The sequence below is a fragment of the Micromonospora sp. CNZ296 genome, from assembly GCF_007827635.1.
This window is the reverse complement of record NZ_VISW01000012.1, coordinates 45,293-65,520: the sequence shown is the minus strand read 5'-3', so window position 1 is coordinate 65,520 and position 20,228 is coordinate 45,293. Positions and strand designations below refer to the sequence as shown.

Here is a 20,228-nt window from a genome sequence, read left to right as displayed (position 1 = left end):
GCCACCGCAGAGCAGGCGCGGGGGTTCACGTCGTCGGAACCGTGTTCAACGACCAGCCGGCCAGGATGATTCCCCGCGGCTCACGTCGCCGGAACCGTACTCAACGACCAGCGGCCCGGGGTGATTCCCGAGGCCTTGCAGATTGCCACCCCACTCGCGGGGCGAGCCTTGCTCGGTCGTTCACCCGGTTACAACGCCACCCACCCGCCAGCGATTCCACTCCCAGAGTGCCACCCACCACCCCCGAACCGGACACCCCCGCCCACACCGGCACGACACTCCCGCGCCCCGCACCCGCGATGCACCCCCGGAACCTCCCACCAGCACACCCAGCCCGCCGTACCGCCCCCTGCACCCGCCGCACCCCCTGCACCGGCCACAACCGCAGGCCCTCCGCCCCGTCGATCATGAAGTTAGCGGCGACAAACCGGACACGGAATGCCGTCAACCTCATGATCGACGCGTCCGGGCAGGGCTGGCCGGGGGCGGGAGCGAAGCGCCGGTGATCACCCGCGCGATCTTGCAGTTCGAGCCCTTCAGGTGCCCTATTCGCGAGGTTTGCGGGGTACGAAAGTGCAAGATCGCGGGCTGCTCGGGAGAAGGTTCGTGCCCGGTGCTGTCCGGAGTCTTTTGCGCCCTCGCCCATCACCGTCGATCTTGGAGTTGTGGCGCCTTTAATGCCCGGTAAGCGCGGTTCGCGAGGTGCCACAACTCCAAGATCGGCGGGTCATGTCCGGTGCGGACGAGGGCGGCGGGGCCCGGGGAGGGACGGGAGGTCGGGTTCTGCCGTTGGCAGATCTGCTGACTGTGAACTTGGTGCCTGCCGGGTGGTGCTGGGCGGCAGGCTGGGACCTATGCGACTCCTGATGCTTGGCGGTACGGGCTTTGTCGGCGGTGCGGTCGTGGCCGAGGCGGTACGCCGCGACTGGCAGGTGACCGTGTTCAACCGGGGTGTGCACGGGCGGGTGCCGGACGGCGTACACCGGTTGCGGGGCGACCGGACCGCGCCGGACGGGCTGGCCGCGCTCACCGGCGGCGAGTGGGACCTGGTGGTGGACACCTGGGACGGCGCGCCCCGCGCGGTACGGGACGCCGCGCTGGCGCTCGCCGACGCGGTGCCGCACTACGTCTACGTGTCCAGCGGATCGGTGTACGCGCCACCCGTCGCGCCCGGCAGCGGCGAGGAGGCGCCCACAGTGCCGGCCGACGCGGACGGAGACGACGGTGACTACCCGGCGAACAAGGCCGGCGGGGAACTCGCCGCGACGCGGGTGTTCGGCGACCGGGCGCTGCTGGCGCGCGCCGGGCTGATCCTGGGGCCGGGGGAGGACATCGGGCGGCTGCCGTGGTGGCTGAACCGGGTCGCCCGGGGCGGGGACGTGCTGGCGCCGGGGCCGCGTGACCTGCCCATCCAGTACGTGGACGTCCGGGACCTGGCGACCTGGCTGCTGGACCGGGGCGCCGAGGGCGTCGGCGGGGCGTACAACGTGGTGGGTCGCACCGGGCACGCGACGATGGGTGACCTGCTCGACGCGGCGGTGGCGGTGACCGGGTCGGACGCGACGCTGCGGTGGACGGCGCCGGAGCCGATCCTGGCGGCCGGGGTGGAGCCGTGGAACGACCTGCCGGTGTGGATTCCGCGCGGGCACGAGTACCGGTGGTTGCAGGAGCGGGACGTGGAACGCGCGTACGCGGCGGGGCTGGTCTGCCGGCCGGTGACCGAGACGGTCGCCGACACCTGGCGGTGGCTGCGCGAGGTGGGGCGCGTGCCGGACCGGGCGGGGCGGCCGGCGCGCGCACCGGTCGGCCTGGCGCCGGAGCGGGAGGCCGCCCTGCTGGCCGCGCTCCCGGCCTGACCCCGAGAGGCAGGGCCGCGCTCCCGGCCTGACCTGCGGAGGGTACGGGTCAGGCCGGCACGACCGGCAGGTCGAGCACCTCCTCGACCGGGCGACGCGGGGTGGCGCGGCCCGGCTGGCCGTACCCGATCCGCATCACCATCTGCGGGGTGCCGAATCGGCCCAGCGACATCCGCAGCGCCTCGCGTGCGGCGGGCACCTCGATCGGCTGGGACAGCATCGACACGCTCAGCCCGGCGTCGGTGGCGGTGAGCAGTACGCGTTGCAGCGCCTGCCCGGCCAGGATCTGGTCGGCCGAGGTGTTGCCGGCCGAGCCGAGCACCGCGACCAGCGGCTCCGGCTCGAAGTCGCGGCCGGGGGCGCGGTTGCGTCCGCCGAAGCCGCGCTGGGGCAGCAGGTCCTGCGGTTCGCTCTGCGGTCCGCCGGCGCCGGAGGGCACGCCGTCGGGGGCCGGCTCGGAGCGGATCCACTCGGCCCGTTCGGCCACGTACGCGGGGTCGCGTTCCAGCACGCGGTGGGCGCTGCGGGCGACCTCGGCGACCGCGTTGACGGCGCTGGTACCGATCACGAGTTCCAGCCAGCACTGTTCGGCGCGGGCCGCCTCGCCGAGCCGCCAGCGGGCCTCGGCCGGCACCGGGTCGGGCCAGAACGGCGCGCGGTTGCTGAACCGGTGGCCGATCGCCCCGTACAGGCTCTGCTCGACCGGGGTGGGACGGCGCGGCACGTCCGGCACCAGCCGGGCCACGACGTCCGGGTCGGCGGGGTACGGGCGCAGCCGTACCGTGGCCGGGGTGCCCGCCACGGCGAGCGCCAGGCGCAGGTTGAACAGGGCCGCACCGGCGGCGATGCGCGCGCCCCAGCCGGTCGGGTCGGTGGCGGGCAGGCCGCGCAGCGGGTCGACGGACACCTCGATGCCGCCGTCGACGAGCCGGAACCGCCACGGCTGGGTGTTGTGCAGTGACGGGGCCCGGACCGCGTCGGCGACCGCGGCCCGCAGTTGCTCGGCGGTGTATTCGGTCGTCATGGTGGTGCTCCCTCTCGTGCGGCGCCGGCTCCCCCGGCCGGGTACACCACTACGGTGCGTCAGGGGGCGGCGCGGTGAGCAGGGCCGGAGGTCCCCACCTGGGCCCGGCCGTCGGTCCCGGCCGGCGCGGGCAGGACGGGACTTTCGACCCGTGCTACGAGGGCGGGAAAGCGGGTAGAAAGGACTGATGATCCGGGTGTTCCTGCTCGACGACCACGAGGTCGTCCGTCGTGGCCTTGCCGACCTGCTCCAGAGCAGCGGCGACATCGAGGTGGTCGGCGAGTCCGGCCTGGCCCAGGAGGCGGCGCGTCGCATCCCGGCGCTGCGCCCCGACGTGGCGATCCTCGACGCCAGGCTGCCCGACGGCAACGGCATCGACGTGTGCCGGGACGTCCGCGCGGTGGACTCCTCGATCAAGGGGCTGATCCTCACCTCGTACGAGGACGACGAGGCGCTGTTCGCGGCGATCATGGCGGGCGCCGCCGGGTACGTGCTCAAGCAGATCCGCGGCACCGACCTGGTGGACGCGGTCCGCCGGGTGGCGGCCGGGCAGTCGCTGCTCGACCCGGCGATCACCACCCGTGTGCTGGAGCGCATCCGCAGCGGCGTGGAGCAGCCGCGGGAGCTGAAGTCGCTCACCGAGCAGGAGCGGCGGATCCTGGAGTACGTGGCGGAGGGGCTCACCAACCGGGAGATCGCCGGGAAGATGTTCCTGGCCGAGAAGACGGTGAAGAACTACGTCTCCAGCGTGCTCGCCAAGCTCGGGCTGGAGCGGCGTACCCAGGCGGCGGTGCTGGCCACCCGGCTGCTCGGCAAGAACACCTGACAGCTGTCAGTCGAGCGGGACGCTCCAGCGCACCTCGGTGCCGCGCGGCTCGGCCCGGCGCAGTGAGAACTCGCCGCCCAGCCGCTCGGCCCGTTCCCGCAGGTTGACCAGGCCGCTGCGGGCCGCCTCCGGGTCGCAGCCGACGCCGTCGTCGGTGACGGTGATCTCGACGCGGCCGGAGTCGACGCGGACGCGCACCGACACCCGGTCGGCCTGCGCGTGGCGTACCGCGTTGGAGAGCGCCTCGCGCAGCACGGCGGTGAGTTCGGGGCGCAGGTCGTCCGGGACGGCGCTGTCGATCGGGCCGATCAGTTCCAGCTCGGGGCGGTAGCCGAGCGACTCGGCGGCCACCTCGATCGCCTCGCGGATCTCGGTGCGCAGCGCCGCGCTCATCGGGGTGCGCAGCTCGAAGATGGTGCGGCGGATGTCGCGGATGGTGGCGTCGAGGTCGTCGACGGCCTGGTTGATCCGCTTGGCGGCCTCGGGGCGGGCGTTCATCGCGCCGCTCTGCAGTTGCAGGCCGGTGGCGAACAGCCGCTGGATCACCACGTCGTGCAGGTCACGGGCGATGCGTTCGCGGTCCTCCAGGACCACCAGCAGTTCCCGCTCCTCCTGGCCGCGGGCGCGTTCCATGGCGAGCGCGGCCTGCCCGGCGAAGCTGGCGAGCAGCGCGAGGTCGTCGTCGGCGGCGGGCCCGTGGTCGGGCCGGTAGCCGATCACCAGGACACCGTGCAGCGTGTCCGCGGCGGCGAGCGGGGACACCACGGCGGGCCCGGCGACCACCGGCCGGGGCCAGGGCGCCGCGGCGGCGAGGTCCTCGACCTGGTCGTGGCGGCTCTGCGTGACGGACGCGGCGAAGCTGGTCTCGGCGGCCGGCAGCACCGCGCCGACCAGTTCCCGGGTGACCGGGTCGGCGCCGTCGACGACCTCGACGGTGAACTGCGCCTCGTCCTCGTCGTAGAGCAGCACCAGGGCCAGTTCGGCTTCGGCGACCTCACGGGCGCGGCGCGCCACGAGCGTCAGCGCGTCGGTACGGCGTACCTCACCGAGCAGCACCGAGGTGATCTCCGCGGCGGCCGCCAGCCAGCGTTCCCGCCGGTGCGCCAGCGCGTAGAGGCGGGCGTTCTCGATCGCCACGCCGGCCGCGGCGGCCAGCGCCACCACGATCTCCTCGTCGTCCTCGGTGAACTCGGCCGCGCCCTGCTTCTCGGCCAGGTAGAGGTTGCCCCAGACGTGGTCGCGGATGCGCACCGGAACGCCGAGGAAGCTGTGCATCGGCGGGTGGTTCGGCGGGAAGCCGTACGAGTTGGGGTGCTTGGTGATGTCCGGCATGCGGACCGGCTTCGGGTCGTCGATGAGCAGGCCGAGCACGCCCCGCCCGTGCGGCAGCTCGCCGATCTTCGCGTGCAGCTCGGGGCTGATGCCGTGGACGATGAAGTCGTGCAGCATCCGGTCGGGCCCGATCACGCCGAGCGCGCCGTAGCGGGCACCGGCCAGCTCGCACGCCGACTGCACGATCCGTTGCAGCGTGCTGCGCAGGTCGAGGTCGGACCCGATGCCGACGACCGCGTCCAGCAGTGCCCGGAGCCGCTCGCGGCTGGTCACCACCTCGCCGACGCGGTCGAGCATCTCCTGGAGCAGTTCGTCCAGGCGGACGCGGGACAGCGGGGTCAGCCCGAGCGACGGTGTGAGGTGCTCGTGCCGGGACTGGGGTGCGGCGGCCACCCGGCGATGGTATCGCCCGGTGGCCGCCGTGATCGAGACCGGTCAGGCGAGACGGTCGCGGACCGCCGAGGTGTCGACTGTCTGCGCGACGTCCAGCCGGGGCGTGTGCGGGGGGCCGGCGTGCGTCGGGTCGGCCAGGCCGAGCCGCATGCTGATGTACGGGAACCCCAGGCCGGAGAGCATCTGCCGCAGCACCTCGCGGGTGCTCTCGACCTCCACCACACCGGACAGCGGCACCAGCGACACCCCGTGCCGGGTGGCGGTGAGCCAGGCGGCGGAGAGCGCCTCGCCGGCGCGCAGCCAGCTCATCGTCTCGTCGTCGGAGCCCCACAGGATCCCGTAGACGGCGGCCTTGTCGTGGCCGGGTCCGATCGGCAGCGAGCCGGCGCGGCCGAAGTCGCGGGCCGGAACGGTCGTCTGCGGGGCCTGGTCGGGCAGCACCTCCGGCGGCAGCCCGGTGCCGGTGCCGGCCCGGCTGATCCAGTACGCCAGTTCCTCGCGCAGGTCCGGGCTGTCGGCCTCGACGGCGGCGGCCTGCTGGGCGGCGCTGGCGAGCTGGATCTTCTGGGTGTCGTCGAGCAGTTGCAGGTTCACCCCCTCCAGCGTGGCGGCCCGGTCGATGTCGTTCAGCGCGGCGGTGGGGATCGGCTCGTCGCTGACCGGCCGCCGGTCGGTGTGCCGCACCTGCATGCACTGCACGACGCGCATGGCGTCGGGGTCGGCGCCGGTGTGCTCGAGGCTGGTGAGCCGGGCCAGCAGGTCGGGTTCCTTCGGGTCGGGCAGCCGTTCCACCACCGGGGTCCAGCCCTCGGCGGCCAGCGCCACCCGGGCGTGGTGCAGCGCGGCGCCGCAGCTCACCACCAGCAGGTGCCCTTCCGGGTCCATGGCGCTGAGGTGCCGTTCGCGGACCACCCGCAGCTCCAGCGCGTCGGGCAGGACCGTCCAGTGCCACGGCTGCGTGTTGTGCACCGAGGGGGCGTGGCCGGCCATTCCGGCGGCCTCCGCGAGCGCGGTGGTCAACGGGCGATCGCCGGCCGGCGTCTCGTGGCTCATCGTCACGACCTTTCCTGTTTTCCCCATCGTGCCCCACGCCCGGGACGCCCGGGTGGGGATGCCGCTCCATCCTCGGGCATGCCCGGCCGCCCCCGCAGGGGTCCTTCGCCCCCGGATTACCCGGGTCGCCCCGCCCGCCCCACGTCCGGGCTGAGACGATCCACACGTGGGAACCGAACCACGCGAGTGCGTACCCGAGCAGCCGGCCCGCGCCCGGCGGTGGGCCTGGGCCGAGTGGGCGCCGCTGGTGCTGCTCACAGTGGCCGTGCTGGCCGGCGCGGCGCTGTGGTTCGCCGGCGCGCACGACGCCGCCCGGCTGGTCTGGGCGGCGGTCACGGTGGTGGCCCTGGTGCCGGCGGCCTGGACGACGCTGCGCCAGCTGTGGCTGCGGCAGTTCGGGGTGGACGTCATCGCGGTGCTGGCGCTGCTCGGCGCGCTGCTGGTGCGGGAGTTCCTGGCCGGTGCGGTGATCGCGGTGATGGTCGCCACCGGGCGGGCGCTGGAGGAGTACGCCCAGCGCCGCGCCACCCGTGACCTGCGGGCGCTGCTGGAACGCGCGCCCCGGCAGGCGCGCCGGCGCACCCCGGACGGTGGGATCGAGGTGGTGCCGCTGGACCGCGTCGCGGTGGGGGACCGGCTGGTGGTCGGACCGGGCGACGTGGTGCCTGTGGACGGCGTGGTCGAGGAGTCCGCGACGCTGGACGAGTCGGTGGTCACAGGCGAGTCGCAGCTGGTCACCCGCGCGGCCGGGGAGGAGGTGGCCAGCGGCGTCGTCAACGCGGGCGCCGGCTTCGGGCTGCGGGCCCGCCGCAACGCGGCGGAGAGCACCTACGCCGGCATCGTCCGCCTGGCCGGCGAGGCCACCGCCCGCAAGGCCCCGATGGTACGGCTGGCCGACCGGTACGCCGCCGCGTTCGTACCGTTCACGCTGGTGCTGGCCGGGCTGGCGTGGCTGCTGTCCGGCGAGTTCACCAGGGCGGTGGCGGTGCTGGTGGTGGCCACCCCGTGCCCGCTGCTGCTGGCGACCCCGATCGCCGTGGTCTCAGGGCTGTCCCGGGTGGCCCGGCGCGGCGTCCTGGTCCGCGACGGCGGGTCGCTGGAACAGCTCGGCCGCGCCCGTACCCTCCTGCTCGACAAGACCGGCACGCTCACCGCCGGGCGGCCCCGGGCGGCCGAGGTGGTGGTGGCGCCGGGCGGCGACCGCGACGAGGTGCTGCGGCTGGCCGCCTCGGTCGAGCAGCTCTCCCCGCACGTGCTGGCCGCCGCGCTGGTGCGGCAGGCCCGCGAGCGGGGGCTGCCGCTGGCCGAGCCGACGCAGGTCACCGAGGAGCCGGGGCACGGGGTGAGCGGCCGCGTCGACGGGCGGATGGTGCACGTCGGTCAGCTCGCCGGGGAACCGCCGGAGTGGGCGGGCCGGCTCGGTGAACGCGCCGAACGGGCCGGGCGTTCCGCGGTCTGGGTCAGCGACGACCACGGGCCGCTCGGTGCGATCCTGCTGGAGGACCCGGTCCGCCCGGACGCCCGGCGGACCGTGCGGCGGCTGCGCGAGGCGGGCCTGGAGCGCCTGGTCATGGTGACCGGCGACCGCCCGGGCACGGCCCGGCAGGTGGCGCAGATCGTGGGCGTGGACGACGTGATCGCGCGGTGCTCGCCGCAGGAGAAGGCCGATCGGGTACGCCAGGAGTCGGCGCGCGCGGTGACTGTGATGGTCGGCGACGGCGTGAACGACGCGCCCGCGCTGGCCGAGGCGCACGTCGGCGTGGCGATGGGCGCGACCGGGGCGACCGCCTCGGCGGACGTGGCCGACGCGGTGCTCACCGTGGACCGGCTGGACCGGCTCGCCGACGCCGTCGAGATCGCCCGGTACGCCCGCCGCATCGCGGTGCAGAGCGCCACCGTCGGGATGGGGCTGGCGGTGCTGGCGATGCTGGTGGCCGCGGCGGGCCGGCTGCCCCCGGTGGCCGGCGCGTTCCTCCAGGAGGGCATCGACGTCCTGGTGATCCTCAACGCGTTGCGCGCGCTCGGCGGCGGCCTGCGGCGGCGGGACCTGCCGGCGCACACACGCGAGCTGCTCGACCGGTACGCGGGCGAGCACGGCGGCGTGCGCGACGTGCTGGCCCGGCTGCGGGACACCGCCGACATGGTGGCGACCCGCCCGGACGATCCGGCGTGCCTGCCGGCGCTGCGCGAGGTGCACCGGCGCCTGGTCGACGAGGTGCTGCCGCACGAGGCGGCCGAGGACCGGCAGCTCTACCCGGCGCTGGCCGGGCCGCTCGGCAGCGACGAGGCGACCTCCACGATGAGCCGGGCGCACGTGGAGATCGTGCGGCTGGTGGAGCGGATCGGCGGGCACCTCACGGCGCAGCCGGACGGCCGGCTGCGCCGTGACGAGGTGCCCGATCTGCTGGCCGCGCTCTACGGCCTGGACGCGGTGCTGCGCCTGCATCTGGCCCAGGAGGAGGAGGACTACTTCTCGCTCAACCCGGAGGAGGGCTCCACCGCGCCCGGCCGCTGAGTCAGCGCTCGCGTACCACAGCCACGGGGCAGTGCGAGTGCTGGATGAGTTGCTGGCTGACCGAGCCGAGCAGCATGCCGCGCAGGCCGCCCCGGCCCCGGCTGCCGACCACCACGAGTTGCGCCGACCGGCTCGCCTCCACCAGCAGCGCGGACGCGCTGCCGGGGACCGCCTCGATCTCGACCGGCACGTCGGGGAAGCTCTCCTGCCACGGCGCCAGCTCCGCCTCGGCGGCGGCCCGTTCGCTCGCGGCGACCTGCTCCGGGTCGAAGTCCGGCGGCACCCACCGGTCGCCCGGCGGCTCCCAGGCCCGTAGCACCCGCAGCGGCACGTCCCGCTGCGCGGCCCGCTCGACGGCGAAGCCGAGCGCCCGCAGCGCCGACTCCGAGCCGTCCGAGCCGACCACCACCGGCCCGGACGTGGCGGCCTGGCCGTCGCGGACCACCACCACCGGGCAGTGGGCGTGCGCGGCGACCGAGACCGCCGTGGAACCGGCGAGCAGCCCGCCGAAGCCGCCGTGGCCCCGGCTGCCGAGCACCAGCATCCCGGCGTCGGCGGACCGCTCCTGGAGCACCAGCGCGGGCGGGCCGTCGAACACCTCGCCGTGCACGGTCAGGCCCGGCCGCTCGGCGGCGGCGTCCGCCGCCGCCTTGCGGACCAGTTCGTCGACCTGCTGCCGGGCGGCCTCGTCCGGCCACACCCCCGGCGCCACGCCGGGACCGATCCAGCCGGTCACTGTCAGCCACTCGAAGACGTACGCCAGGCGTACCGGCCGACCCGACCGGCCCGCCTCGTCCAGCGCCCAGTTCAGGGCGACCGCCGCGTCGGCGGACCCGTCGTAGCCGACCAGGATCTCCTCGCCGCTCATTCCCCACTCCTCACGGCCGGATCGTTCTCGCGGATCCAGCGCCACTCGGCGACCCGGGGGTCGTCCTCGCCGTAGCGGCGGGTGTAGTCGCGGCAGGCCTGGCGGGCGTCCACCATGTCCTGGCGCAGGTGCGCGGCGCGCGACCGCAGCCCCGGCACCCGGTCGATCACGTCGATGACCAGGTGGAAGCGGTCCAGGTCGTTGAGCATCACCATGTCGAACGGCGTCGTGGTGGTGCCCTCCTCCTTGTAACCGCGCACGTGCAGGTTCTCGTGGTTGGTCCGGCGGTAGGTGAGCCGGTGGATCAGCCACGGGTACCCGTGGTACGCGAAGATCACCGGCTTGTCGCGGGTGAAGATGGTGTCGAACTCGTTGTCCGGCAGGCCGTGCGGGTGCTCCGACGGCGGTTGCAGGCGCATCAGGTCGACCACGTTGACGACCCGCACCTTCAGGTCCGGCAGGTGCCGGCGCAGCAGGTCGACGGCGGCGAGCGTCTCCAGCGTCGGCACGTCACCGGCGCAGGCGAGCACCACGTCCGGCTCGGTGCCGTCGTCGCTGCTGGCCCAGTCCCAGATGCCCAGGCCGCGGCGGCAGTGCTGGATCGCCTCGTCCATGGTCAGCCAGTTCGGCGCGGGCTGCTTGCCGGCCACCACCACGTTGATGTACTGCCGGCTGCGCAGGCAGTGATCCATCGTGGACAGCAGCGTGTTGCCGTCCGGCGGCAGGTAGACCCGGACCACCTCGGCCTTCTTGTTCACCACGTGGTCGATGAAGCCCGGATCCTGGTGCGAGAAGCCGTTGTGGTCCTGGCGCCACACGTGGCTGGACAGCAGGTAGTTCAGCGACGCCACCGGCTCCCGCCAGGGGATGTTCCGGGTCACCTTCAGCCACTTGGCGTGCTGGTTGACCATCGAGTCGACGATGTGGATGAACGCCTCGTAGCTGGTGAAGATGCCGTGCCGGCCGGTCAGCAGGTAGCCCTCCAGCCAGCCCTGGCACAGGTGCTCGGAGAGCACCTCCATCACCCGGCCGTCGGGGGAGAGGTGGTCGTCGCCGGGCACCTCGGCGCCCACGAACGCGCGGTCGGTCACCTCGAACGCCGCGCCGAGCCGGTTCGAGGCGACCTCGTCCGGGCCGAACAGGCGGAACGTCTCCGGGTTGCGGGCGATCACGTCCCGGACCCAGGGCCCGAGCACACCTGTCGCGCCGGCCATCGGCTCACCCGGCGTCGGTACGTCGACCGCGTAGTCGCGGAAGTCCGGCAGCTCCAGGTTGCGCAGCAGCCTGCCGCCGTTGGCGACCGGGTTGGCGCTCATCCGGTGGTCACCTGTGGGCGGCAGGTCGGCCACCTCGGCGACCGGGCCGCCGGTGGCGTCGAACAGCTCCTCCGGCCGGTAGCTGCGCAGCCAGCGCTCCAGCTCGGCCAGGTGCGCCGGGTTGTCCCGCACCTCGGAGATCGGCACCTGGTGGGCGCGGAACGTGCCCTCGACCTGCTTGCCGTCGACCCGGGACGGCCCGGTCCAGCCCTTCGGCGTCCGCAGGACGATCATCGGCCAGCGGGGACGCTCGACGTGCTCGCCGGAGCGGGCCCGGCGCTGGATCGCGGTGATCTCGTCGACCGCCCGGTCGAGCGTGGCGGCCAGCAGCTGGTGCACCGTCGCCGGGTCGTCGCCCTCGACCACGTACGGCTCGTAGCCGAAGCCGCGCATCATGTCCCGCAGGTCCTCGCGGGGGATCCGGTCCAGCACCGTCGGGTTGGCGATCTTGTAGCCGTTGAGGTGCAGGATCGGCAGCACCGCGCCGTCGCGGGCCGGGTTGAGGAACACGTTCGACAGCCAGCTTCCGGCCAGCGGACCGGTCTCCGCCTCGCCGTCGCCGATCACGCAGGCCACCAGCAGGTCCGGGTTGTCGAACGCGGCGCCGTACGCGTGGCTCAGCGCGTACCCCAACTCGCCGCCCTCGTGGATCGAACCCGGCACCTCCGGCGCCACGTGGCTCGGGATGCCGCCCGGGAAGGAGAACTGCCGGAACAGCCGCTGCATGCCGGTCTCGTCCCGGGGGATGTGGTGGTACAGCTCGCTGTAGGTGCCCTCCAGCCAGGTGTTCGCCACCAGCGCCGGGCCGCCGTGGCCGGGGCCGGTGACGAAGATGGCGGACAGGTCCCGGTTCACGATGACCCGGTTGAGGTGCGTGTAGAGCAGGTTGAGCCCGGGGCTGGTGCCCCAGTGGCCCAGCAGGCGCGGCTTGACGTGCTCGGGCTTGAGCGGTTCGCGCAGCAGCGGATTGTCGAGCAGATAGATCTGGCCGACGGTCAGGTAGTTCGCCGCACGCCAGTAGGCGTCCAGCCGGCGCAACTCGTCTTCGGTCAGGGGGCTGTGCAGGTTCACCGCGGTGTCCATGCTGCCTTAGCCTCTCGTGGCTCGGGGTCGGCTGCCACTCGGGGACCACATTTTCTTCCCCGGCGCGTCCAGCCTCGTCCCATCGGGGGTCGCCGGTCAGGGCCGTAGGTCCCGCCTCGCGCGGGCGTCATGACCCGTCCCCGGCGTCCGCGGGGATGCCCCGTACGACGATCAGCGGGGCCGGCGAGTGGTAGAGCAGGGACTGGCTGACCGCGCCCAGAGTGGACCCTACCGGCCCGTCTCCCCAGGCGGCCACCACCGCGAGCTGCGCGGCGCGGGACCGGTCGAGCAGGACGGACCTCGGCTCACCGTGGACGGTCTCGCAGCCGGCGGTGACCCGGGGATACCGCCGGGCCTGCCGGGTGACCGCCTCCTCCAGCCGCCCGTCGTCGCGGTCGCCGGACTCCGGCTCGATCACCCGGACGGCGAGCAGACGGGCGCCGCGGTGCTGCGCGCAGTCGAAGGCGTACGCGAGGGCGGCCTGCGAGCTGGGCGATCCGTCGAAGCCGACGAGCAGCGGCCCGGGCGGCGCCGGCTGGGTGCGCCCGACCAGCACCGGGCAACCCGCCCGGGCGGCCACGTCCACTGCCGGCGTGTCGGCCGGCACGCGGTCCGGGTGGGCGGACATGCCCCCGTCACCGAGCGCGATCATGAATGCGGTGTCGGCGACCCGCAGCAGCGCCTCGACCGGCGAGCCCTCGACGATCCGGCCGCTGACGGGCACCTCCGGCGCGCACTCGGCGACGACCTGTCCGGCGTGCTCCAGCACGTTCTCCGCGTCCGTGCGGGTGCCGCCGGCCGGGGCCGGGCCGGGCGTCGCGGCCCAGTTGAACGCGTGCAGCAGGTGCAGCGGCCGGTCGTGGGCGGCGGCCTCGGCGGCGGCCGTGCGGACCACCGTCAGATCGGCCTCGGACCGGCTGACTCCGACCACCACCGCGCCGTGGCTGGGTGCGGCCACCCCGGCTCACCTCCCGACCCCTGCTTTTCACCCACCGTAGTCGTGGGACCGGGTGCGCCGGAGCGGGTCGGCGGAACTGGCGGTCAGCGCGGGGCGGGCAGCGCCGGGTGGACGCGCAGCACGACGGCTGTGGCGTTGTCCTCGCCGCCCTCGTCCAGGCTGGCGGCGAGCAGGGCCTCGGCGGTGCGCGCCGGGTCGCGCCGCGCGGAGAGCAGGTCGCGCAGCCGGTGGTAGCCGAGCTGGTCGCTGATCCCGTCGGTGCACAGCAGCCAGGTGTCGCCCCGGCGCAGCGGCACGGCGAGCAGGTCCGGCTCGGGCCGGTCCGGGTGGCCGACGTAGCGCAGCAGCTGGTAGCGCGCCCGCGCCGCCTCCGGCGAGTCGGCCGGCCACCAGCCGTGCAGCAGGCCGAGCCAGGCCATGGTGTGGTCGACGGTGACCAGCTCCAGCAGACCGTCGCGCAGCCGGTACGCCCGCGAGTCGCCGAGCTGCACCAGCCAGCCCTGCTCGCCGTCCGGCTCGACCACGAGCGCGGTGAGCGTGCACCCGGTCAGGCCGGACTGCGCGGCGCCGGCCTGGCGTACCCGCCGTTGGGTCTCGGCCACGGCGGCCCGCAGCGCCGCGGCGCCGACGGCGGGCCAGCCGGCGCGGACCCGCGCGGTGAACGTCCGGGCCGCTGTCGTGCCCGCCACCCGGCTGCCCTCGCCGTCGCCCATCCCGTCGCAGATCACCGCGAGCGGCAGCTCGGGGTCGACGTGCAGCACGTCGTAGTTCTCCGGGTAGCGGTGCCCGACCACGCTGCCGCCGGCGATCTCCAGGGTGAGGCGGCCGGCGGTGAGCCGGCGCGCGGACTCGACCGGCCGGTCCAGCGGGCGGCGGCGGAACACCAGCGGACCGTAACACCGGGACGGGCCGGACAGCGGCAGGCCGGGTCGCCTGTCAACCAGGGTTGACGCGAGAGGTGTTGTCAACCTACATTGACAGCATGAGTCAAGCGACGGAACTCGCGGCGGCGGCCGGCAGCACCGACCCCAAGGTCGGCCTGCGCGCGGTGCTCGCCCTGCGCCGGCTGCTCGAACGGCTCGAGGTGATCCAGGTCGACAACGCCCGGCGACAGGGCTGGTCGTGGCAGGAGATCGCCGACGCCCTCGAGGTCAGCCGGCAGGCGGTCCACAAGAAGCACGCCGGGCGGCCGGCGGTGCGCGAGAGCTGGGAGGCGTGATGTTCGAACGATTCACCGACCGGGCCCGTGCCGTGGTGCACCACGCGCTCGACGAGGCCCGCGCCGAGGGGCGGCGGCCGGTCGGCACCGAGCACCTGCTGCTGGGCGTGCTCGCCGACCGCGACAGCCTGGCGGTACGGCTGCTCGCGGCCGGCGGCGTCGACGCCGAGGTTCTGCGCGCCGCGGTGGCCCGCCACACCGCCCAGGGCGTGGACGGTCTCGGCGCCGCGGACGCCGCGGCGCTGCGCGAGATCGGCATCGACCTCGCCGCGATAGTGGCCCGGATCGAGGAGTCCTTCGGCCCCGACGCGCTGCGCGAGGCGACCCCGCGCCCGCGCCGGTGGTGGCGTCGCGGGTCGCACCACGGCACGTTCTCGCCCCGCGCCAAGAAGGTGCTGGAGCTGTCGCTGCGCGAGGCGCTGCGGCTGCGCCACCGGCACATCGGCACCGAACACATCCTGCTCGGCCTGCTGCGCGAGGGCGGCGGCCCGGCCGCCGTGGTGCTCACCGAGGCCGGGGTGGACATCGACGACCTGCGGCGGCGCGTCGACGCGGCGCTGCGCGAGGCGGCCTGACCCGCACCCGGTTTTCAAACCTGTTTGCGGTTCTCGCAACGTCCCGCTCCGCCGGGTCGCCGTCACGCCCCGTGTCCTGCACACTGACGCCGTGGACGGTGCAGACGACAAGCGCCCGGTGAACGCGGAGAACCGCACCCCGCGCTCGGCAGTGGTGGTCAACCCGGTGAAGGTGGCCGACCTGGACGAGTTCCGCCGCACCGTGGACGGCGCGCTCGCCGCCGCCGGGTGGCCGGCCCCGACCTGGTACGAGACGACGGTCGAGGACCCGGGCCGCGGGCAGGCGGAACAGGCCGTGAAGGCGGGCGCGGAGGTCGTCTTCGCCTGCGGCGGCGACGGCACGGTGATGGCCTGCGTGACCGCGCTGGCCGGCACCGACGTGGCGCTCGCGGTGCTGCCCCAGGGCACCGGCAACCTGCTGGCCGCCAACCTGGGCCTCTCCGGTGACCTGGCCGCCGGGCTGGAGGTCGCCGTCGAGCGCGGGATGCGCCGCCTCGACGTCGGCGTGGTCGGCGACAAGTGCTTCGCGGTGATGGCCGGAATGGGCTTCGACGCCCAGATGCTCGACTCCACCTCGGAGACCACGAAGAAGCGGATCGGCTGGCCCGCGTACGTGGTGGGCGCCGCCCGCCACCTGCGCGACCGGCCGATGCGGGTCTCGGTGCGCATCGACGGCAAGCCGCCGCTGCGCCGCCGGGCCCGCTCGGTCCTGGTCGCCAACGTCGGGCGTCTCCAGGGCGGGGTACGCCTGCTCACCGAGGCCGAACCGGACGACGGCTGGCTCGATGTGGCGGTGCTGACGCCGCGTACGCTGCGCCACTGGCTCGCCATGGGCTGGGCGGTGCTGCGCCGCCGCGACAGGGTGCCGGGGATGGAGGTGTTCCGGGCCCGCTCGGTCGAGATCACCAGCACCCGGGCGCAGCCCCGGCAGCTGGACGGCGACCTGATCGAGCCGGGCCGGTCGCTGAAGGCCACCATCCGCCCCGAGTCGCTCTGGCTCTGCGTACCGCGCCCGCAGGAGCATCCCGACCTGGCGGTGGACGCCGACGCGGTCGGCGAGCGCGGTGAGCACCTGGTCGAGGAGGCCCGCCGTGAGTAGCACGAAGCTGGTCCCCGAGACCCGGCTGATGACCGAGGACCAGCTGTCCGCCGACGACGCCTGGCACACACTGCGCCGGCACGGCGGCTGGTGCCTGCTGCGGGACGCGTTCATCCGGTTCCGCTACGGCGACGGGTTCAGCCACTCGCGGGCGCTGGCGTTGCAGCTCTGCCTGGCCGTGGTGCCGTTCCTGATCGCGCTCACCGGCCTGATCACCGACCTGGGTGTGGACGAGGGCGGCAAGGTCGTCGCCGACACGGTGCTGGCCATCACGCCCGGCCAGAGCGAAGCGATGGTGCAGGACCTGCTGACCGACAGCGAGCGCACCGAGGACGCTGGCGAGCTGGCGCTGACCCTCGGTCTGCTCACCGGGCTGGTCGCGCTGACCACCACGATGGCGCAGATCGAGCGGGGCGCCAACCGGATCTACGGCGTCGAGCGGGACCGCCCGGCGCTGGCGAAGTACCTGCGCGCCGCGGTCCTCGCGGTGGTCGCCGGCGTACCCGCGCTTGCGGGCTTCCTGATCCTGGTCGGCGGCCGGGCGATGGGCGAGTCGGTACGGCGGCACTACGAGTGGGGCGACGTCGCCATGGCCGGGTGGGACGTGATCCGCTGGCCGCTGAGCCTCGGCCTCACCGTGCTGGCCGTCGCGGTGCTGTTCCGGCACGCCCCGCGACGCCGCCAGCCCGGCCTGTCCTGGCTCTTCTTCGGCGCGTCCATCGCCATCGCGATCTGGTGGCTGGCCAGCCTGCTGCTCGCCGCCTACGTGAAGTACAGCGGCGGATTCGGCCAGACCTACGGCGCGCTGACCGGCATGATGGCCCTGTTGCTCTGGGCCAACCTCACCGGGATCGCGCTGTTCGGCGGGCTGGCGTTCGCCGCGCAGCTCGAAGCGATGCGCATCGGGGTGGAGGAGCCCGCCCAGCCGGACCTGTGGGAGCCGGAGGCGCAGCGGGCGGAGCTGTTCGACACCGGTGAGATGACCTCGCTCTGACGCCACGCCGGTCCGGCGTGTACGGAACACGCCGATCGGGTACAGCGCGCCTCGCAGAAGAACGAGGGAGGTGCGGTGTGACCGCGGTCAAGGAAGCCGGGAGCCGGCCGCTCAGCCATTTCGCGGAGCGGAGCCTCGCGGGTCTGCTCGCCGTGGCCGGCGCGGGAGTCGGGTTCGGCGTGCTGCTCATGCTGGTCCGGTTCCGGTGGAGCCCGCTCTACCACGCCGACCACGAGACGGCCGAGTGGTTCAACAACCTCGTGGCCCCGCACGGCCCGCTGGTCACAGTGCTCCAGGCGATCACCGACCTGGGCGGGCGGCCGGTGCTGATCTGGCTGGTCACCATCGCGGTGGTGGGCCTGCTGATCCGCCGCCAGTCCCGGCTGGCGGTCTACCTGATCGTCACCGGCGCCGGCGGGCTGATCCTCGACCCGTCGCTCAAGGCGCTGGTCGGGCGGCTGCGCCCGGTGGTGGACGTGCCGATCGCCAGCGCACCGGGCAACAGCTTCCCCAGTGGTCACGCGCTCGGCTCGTTCGTCGCGTACGGGGCGCTGCTGCTGGTGTTCCTGCCGGCCATGTCGCCGCGCTGGCGCAAGCCCGCCATCGGCATCGCCGCCCTGCTGATCTTCCTGGTCGGGCTGACCCGGATCGCGCTGGGCGTGCACTTCGTGTCGGACGTGATCGGCGGCTGGCTGCTCGGCGCGGCCTGGCTGGGCGTCACCGCGTACGCCTTCCGGCTGTGGCGGCGCGAGCGCGGCCGGCCGGTGCCGCCGCTGCGCGAGGGCCTGGAGCCGGAGGCGGGCGAGGACCTGGCGCTCGCGCCGGACGAGGAGAAGGTGCTGGAGCACCCGCGCTCGGCGATCGCCGAGCTGCTGGTCGGCTGGGTGCTCGTCTTCGGGGTGCTCTACGCGTTCGGCATGTTCGTCAGCTACCACGCCAAGGGCACGTTCTTCGACTCGCTCGACACCGAGGTGCCGCGCTGGTTCGCCGAGCGGCACACCGACGCGCTCACGGAGCTGAGCTGGTGGTGGAGCAAGTTCGGCGACACCCACGCGATCCTGCTGGTGTCGCTGGTGTTCTGCCCGATCGTGCTGGCCGTGTGGCGGCGGTGGCGGCCGGTGCTGTACGTGGTGCTGGCGATGTTCGGCGAGCTGAGCCTGTTCCTGGCCAGCGCCCGGGTGGTGGACCGCCCCCGTCCGCCGGTGGAGAACCTGGACGGGCAGATGCCCACCTCGTCGTTCCCCTCCGGGCACATCGCGGCGACCATCTGCCTCTGGGTGGCCATGGCGGTCATCGTGTTCCCGCGTACCGACAGGTGGTGGCGGTGGCTGTTCGTGGGCCTGGCGGTGCTGATGCCGGTCGGCGTGGCCACCTCCCGGATGTACCGGGGCATGCACCACCCGACCGACTTCATGGGCGCGATCCTGCTCGGCGCGCTCTGGCTGTCGTTGCTGTACTGGGTGATCCGGCCCAACGCCGACGTGTACGAGGGCAACCGGCCGGCGATCGAGTCCGAACAGGTCGACGAGCTGGACGACGAGCTGGCCAAGGCCGCGCGGCCGGACTGAGCCGATGCTGCGGGTGATGACCTGGAACATCCGGACCGGCGGGCGGGACGGCGACGGCACCGACCGCCGGGACCGGATCGTCTCGGTCGTCACCGCCCAGCGCCCCGACGTGCTGGCCCTGCAGGAACTGCGCGGCATGGACGCCACGCTGGGCGGCCTGGCCGGGCGGCTGGGGATGACGCCGTACCTGGCCCGGTCCTGTTTCGGCCAGCCGGTGGCGGTGCTGGTCCGCCCGCCGCTGCGGGTGCTGCGCGCCGGCCGGGTCCGCCGCCCGTTCCACCACGCCGCCGCCCGGGTGCAGGTCGCCACCGGCGCGGGACCGCTCACCGTGTTCAGCACGCACCTGAACCCCTACTCGGGCGGGCGGCGGCGGATGGAGGCGGACTGGCTGGCCGCCGCGCTCCGGCGCACCGGGGGAGCGCTGGCCCTGCTCGCCGGGGACCTGAACACGCTGGAGCCCACAGCCGACCACACCGCCCGGCTGGCCGGGCTGGCCACGCCGTACCGGCGGCGGCACCTGCGCCGCGACGGCCGTACCGTGGACACCCGCGCGGTGGCCCGGCTGCTCGACGCCGGTCTGGTCGATCTGTGGCCGCGGTCCGGCGGCGACGAACCCGGCGGCCTGACCGTGCCGACCCGGCACGGCGGTGCCGAGTTCGCCGGGATGCGGCTGGACTACCTGCTCGCCACTCCGGCGCTGGCCGACCGGGTACGAGCGGTGCGGGTGGTCCGCGACGGTGACGCCGACTCGGCCTCGGACCACTATCCGGTGCTGGCCGAGGTGGACCTCACGGCCGGCTGAACGACCCCGCCAGGTCGGCCACCACGAAGGCCGCGAAGATCAGGATGACCGTCTCGCTGACCAGCCAGGAGTGCCTGTCGGTCCAGGAGCGGAAAGCGGGCAGCAGACGCTCCGCGCGCTCGCCGGACAGCAGCAGCGTGAGCAGCGGCAGGGCCAGCAGCAGCACGGTGAGCGCGACGAACGGCAGGAGATGCCACCACGGGCGGCCGTGCCCGGCCATGCTTCCCGCGACCGACGCCATGACCAGCTCGTCGCTCGGTACGGCGACGGCGAGCACCAGCCCCAGACCGAAGGCGTACGCGGGCCGGGGGTCCTGCAACCGGCGCAGCCACCCGGACGGCCGGTCGCGCCGCCGCCTGCGGAACGTGACCACCATGAGGACCGCCAGCAGGCCCAGCACGATCCAGTCGATGAGCCGCCGGCTGCCGCCTGCCCCGATGCCGTGCACGGCGGTGTGCCGCACCACCCGGAACGCCGCGTACCAGAGCGTCAGCGGCCCGAGGACGCCGACCGCCACACCGCTCAGGAAGGCCGCCGAGCTGCGCCGCGGGTGGCGGCCGGAGGCGAGGACGACGGCGCTGACGAGCTTCGACCCGGCGACCATCTCCAGCGCCAGCGGCAGCGCGGTCAGCAGGGGCATGCCCCATTCTGGTGTCGCCGTCGCGCGCGCCGGGCCGGGTTCTACAGGACCAGGTTGAGCAGCACTGTGAGCACCACCGAGGCGACGATCGAGAAGAGGATCATCAG

Annotated in this window: 17 protein-coding genes; 9 read left to right on the top strand and 8 right to left on the bottom strand. The window is 74.2% G+C overall.

Annotation, left to right across the window (positions count from 1 at the left end):
* Positions 1 to 854 precede the first annotated feature (854 nt).
* A complete protein-coding gene (locus FB455_RS20385; protein ID WP_030275203.1) occupies positions 855 to 1,856 on the top strand; it encodes an NAD-dependent epimerase/dehydratase family protein in 1,002 nt (333 codons plus the stop codon).
* A gap of 49 nt (positions 1,857 to 1,905) precedes the next feature.
* Here FB455_RS20385 and FB455_RS20380 read toward each other — a convergent pair whose 3' ends face one another.
* Complete coding sequence (locus tag FB455_RS20380; protein ID WP_013284883.1) at positions 1,906 to 2,880, bottom strand: Acg family FMN-binding oxidoreductase; 975 nt, start codon at positions 2,878 to 2,880, stop codon at positions 1,906 to 1,908.
* Between the two features lie 187 nt (positions 2,881 to 3,067).
* Between FB455_RS20380 and FB455_RS20375 the strand changes: the two genes are divergently transcribed.
* Positions 3,068 to 3,706, top strand: coding sequence for a response regulator (locus tag FB455_RS20375; protein ID WP_013284884.1), 639 nt, complete (start codon positions 3,068 to 3,070; stop codon positions 3,704 to 3,706).
* Positions 3,707 to 3,712: 6 nt separating this feature from the next.
* Here FB455_RS20375 and FB455_RS20370 read toward each other — a convergent pair whose 3' ends face one another.
* Both FB455_RS20370 and FB455_RS20365 read right to left on the bottom strand, forming a co-directional pair.
* On the bottom strand, positions 3,713 to 5,380 hold the full coding sequence (locus tag FB455_RS20370) for a sensor histidine kinase (protein ID WP_174361775.1): 1,668 nt from the start codon (positions 5,378 to 5,380) through the stop codon (positions 3,713 to 3,715).
* Positions 5,381 to 5,473: 93 nt separating this feature from the next.
* Complete coding sequence (locus FB455_RS20365; RefSeq protein ID WP_013284886.1) at positions 5,474 to 6,484, bottom strand: Acg family FMN-binding oxidoreductase; 1,011 nt, start codon at positions 6,482 to 6,484, stop codon at positions 5,474 to 5,476.
* 166 nt (positions 6,485 to 6,650) lie between these two features.
* Between FB455_RS20365 and FB455_RS20360 the strand changes: the two genes are divergently transcribed.
* The gene (locus FB455_RS20360) at positions 6,651 to 8,999 is read left to right on the top strand and encodes a heavy metal translocating P-type ATPase (protein ID WP_013284887.1); all 2,349 of its coding nucleotides are present in this window, start codon (positions 6,651 to 6,653) and stop codon (positions 8,997 to 8,999) included.
* Between the two features lies 1 nt (position 9,000).
* Here FB455_RS20360 and FB455_RS20355 read toward each other — a convergent pair whose 3' ends face one another.
* The 4 genes from FB455_RS20355 to FB455_RS20340 form a co-directional block, all read right to left on the bottom strand.
* Positions 9,001 to 9,867, bottom strand: a complete 867-nt coding sequence (locus FB455_RS20355) for a universal stress protein (RefSeq protein WP_036311903.1) — start codon at positions 9,865 to 9,867, stop codon at positions 9,001 to 9,003.
* Positions 9,864 to 12,266, bottom strand: coding sequence for a phosphoketolase family protein (locus FB455_RS20350; protein WP_013474566.1), 2,403 nt, complete (start codon positions 12,264 to 12,266; stop codon positions 9,864 to 9,866). Before FB455_RS20350 ends, FB455_RS20355 begins: the two co-directional genes overlap by 4 nt.
* A 127-nt stretch (positions 12,267 to 12,393) precedes the next feature.
* Positions 12,394 to 13,224, bottom strand: a complete 831-nt coding sequence (locus FB455_RS20345) for a universal stress protein (protein ID WP_013474567.1) — start codon at positions 13,222 to 13,224, stop codon at positions 12,394 to 12,396.
* Positions 13,225 to 13,307: 83 nt separating this feature from the next.
* Positions 13,308 to 14,108 carry a PP2C family protein-serine/threonine phosphatase gene (locus FB455_RS20340; RefSeq protein WP_013284891.1) on the bottom strand — a complete coding sequence of 267 codons (801 nt, stop codon included), beginning with the start codon at positions 14,106 to 14,108 and terminating at the stop codon, positions 13,308 to 13,310.
* Between the two features lie 98 nt (positions 14,109 to 14,206).
* Between FB455_RS20340 and FB455_RS20335 the strand changes: the two genes are divergently transcribed.
* The 6 genes from FB455_RS20335 to FB455_RS20310 all read left to right on the top strand — a co-directional run bounded on the left by FB455_RS20335 (position 14,207) and on the right by FB455_RS20310 (position 19,481).
* Positions 14,207 to 14,443, top strand: a complete 237-nt coding sequence (locus FB455_RS20335; protein WP_030275209.1) for an HTH domain-containing protein — start codon at positions 14,207 to 14,209, stop codon at positions 14,441 to 14,443.
* Positions 14,443 to 15,018 carry a Clp protease N-terminal domain-containing protein gene (locus tag FB455_RS20330; protein WP_013474570.1) on the top strand — a complete coding sequence of 192 codons (576 nt, stop codon included), beginning with the start codon at positions 14,443 to 14,445 and terminating at the stop codon, positions 15,016 to 15,018. The genes FB455_RS20335 and FB455_RS20330 overlap by 1 nt, the downstream gene beginning before the upstream one ends.
* 91 nt (positions 15,019 to 15,109) lie before the next feature.
* On the top strand, positions 15,110 to 16,117 hold the full coding sequence (locus tag FB455_RS20325; protein ID WP_013474571.1) for a diacylglycerol/lipid kinase family protein: 1,008 nt from the start codon (positions 15,110 to 15,112) through the stop codon (positions 16,115 to 16,117).
* Complete coding sequence (locus FB455_RS20320) at positions 16,110 to 17,111, top strand: YihY/virulence factor BrkB family protein (RefSeq protein ID WP_013284895.1); 1,002 nt, start codon at positions 16,110 to 16,112, stop codon at positions 17,109 to 17,111. Before FB455_RS20325 ends, FB455_RS20320 begins: the two co-directional genes overlap by 8 nt.
* Before the next feature lie 77 nt (positions 17,112 to 17,188).
* The gene (locus FB455_RS20315) at positions 17,189 to 18,679 is read left to right on the top strand and encodes a phosphatase PAP2 family protein (protein ID WP_123111185.1); all 1,491 of its coding nucleotides are present in this window, start codon (positions 17,189 to 17,191) and stop codon (positions 18,677 to 18,679) included.
* A 4-nt stretch (positions 18,680 to 18,683) separates the two neighbouring features.
* A complete protein-coding gene (locus FB455_RS20310; RefSeq protein ID WP_047893575.1) occupies positions 18,684 to 19,481 on the top strand; it encodes an endonuclease/exonuclease/phosphatase family protein in 798 nt (265 codons plus the stop codon).
* Here FB455_RS20310 and FB455_RS20305 read toward each other — a convergent pair.
* Complete coding sequence (locus FB455_RS20305; protein WP_071096147.1) at positions 19,468 to 20,121, bottom strand: GAP family protein; 654 nt, start codon at positions 20,119 to 20,121, stop codon at positions 19,468 to 19,470. The genes FB455_RS20310 and FB455_RS20305 overlap by 14 nt on opposite strands.
* Between the last annotated feature and the right edge of the window lie 107 nt (positions 20,122 to 20,228).

Excerpts from the sequence above, each read along its gene's own strand:
- FB455_RS20385 (WP_030275203.1), top strand. The coding sequence starts at position 855 with ATGCGACTCCTGATGCTTGGCGGTACGGGCTTTGTCGGCGGTGCGGTC.
- FB455_RS20365 (WP_013284886.1), bottom strand. The coding sequence starts at position 6,484 with ATGAGCCACGAGACGCCGGCCGGCGATCGCCCGTTGACCACCGCGCTC.
- FB455_RS20335 (WP_030275209.1), top strand. The coding sequence starts at position 14,207 with ATGAGTCAAGCGACGGAACTCGCGGCGGCGGCCGGCAGCACCGACCCC.
- FB455_RS20305 (WP_071096147.1), bottom strand. The coding sequence starts at position 20,121 with ATGCCCCTGCTGACCGCGCTGCCGCTGGCGCTGGAGATGGTCGCCGGG.
- FB455_RS20375 (WP_013284884.1), top strand. The coding sequence starts at position 3,068 with ATGATCCGGGTGTTCCTGCTCGACGACCACGAGGTCGTCCGTCGTGGC.
- FB455_RS20330 (WP_013474570.1), top strand. The coding sequence starts at position 14,443 with ATGTTCGAACGATTCACCGACCGGGCCCGTGCCGTGGTGCACCACGCG.
- FB455_RS20310 (WP_047893575.1), top strand. The coding sequence starts at position 18,684 with ATGCTGCGGGTGATGACCTGGAACATCCGGACCGGCGGGCGGGACGGC.
- FB455_RS20380 (WP_013284883.1), bottom strand. The coding sequence starts at position 2,880 with ATGACGACCGAATACACCGCCGAGCAACTGCGGGCCGCGGTCGCCGAC.
- FB455_RS20350 (WP_013474566.1), bottom strand. The coding sequence starts at position 12,266 with ATGGACACCGCGGTGAACCTGCACAGCCCCCTGACCGAAGACGAGTTG.
- FB455_RS20355 (WP_036311903.1), bottom strand. The coding sequence starts at position 9,867 with ATGAGCGGCGAGGAGATCCTGGTCGGCTACGACGGGTCCGCCGACGCG.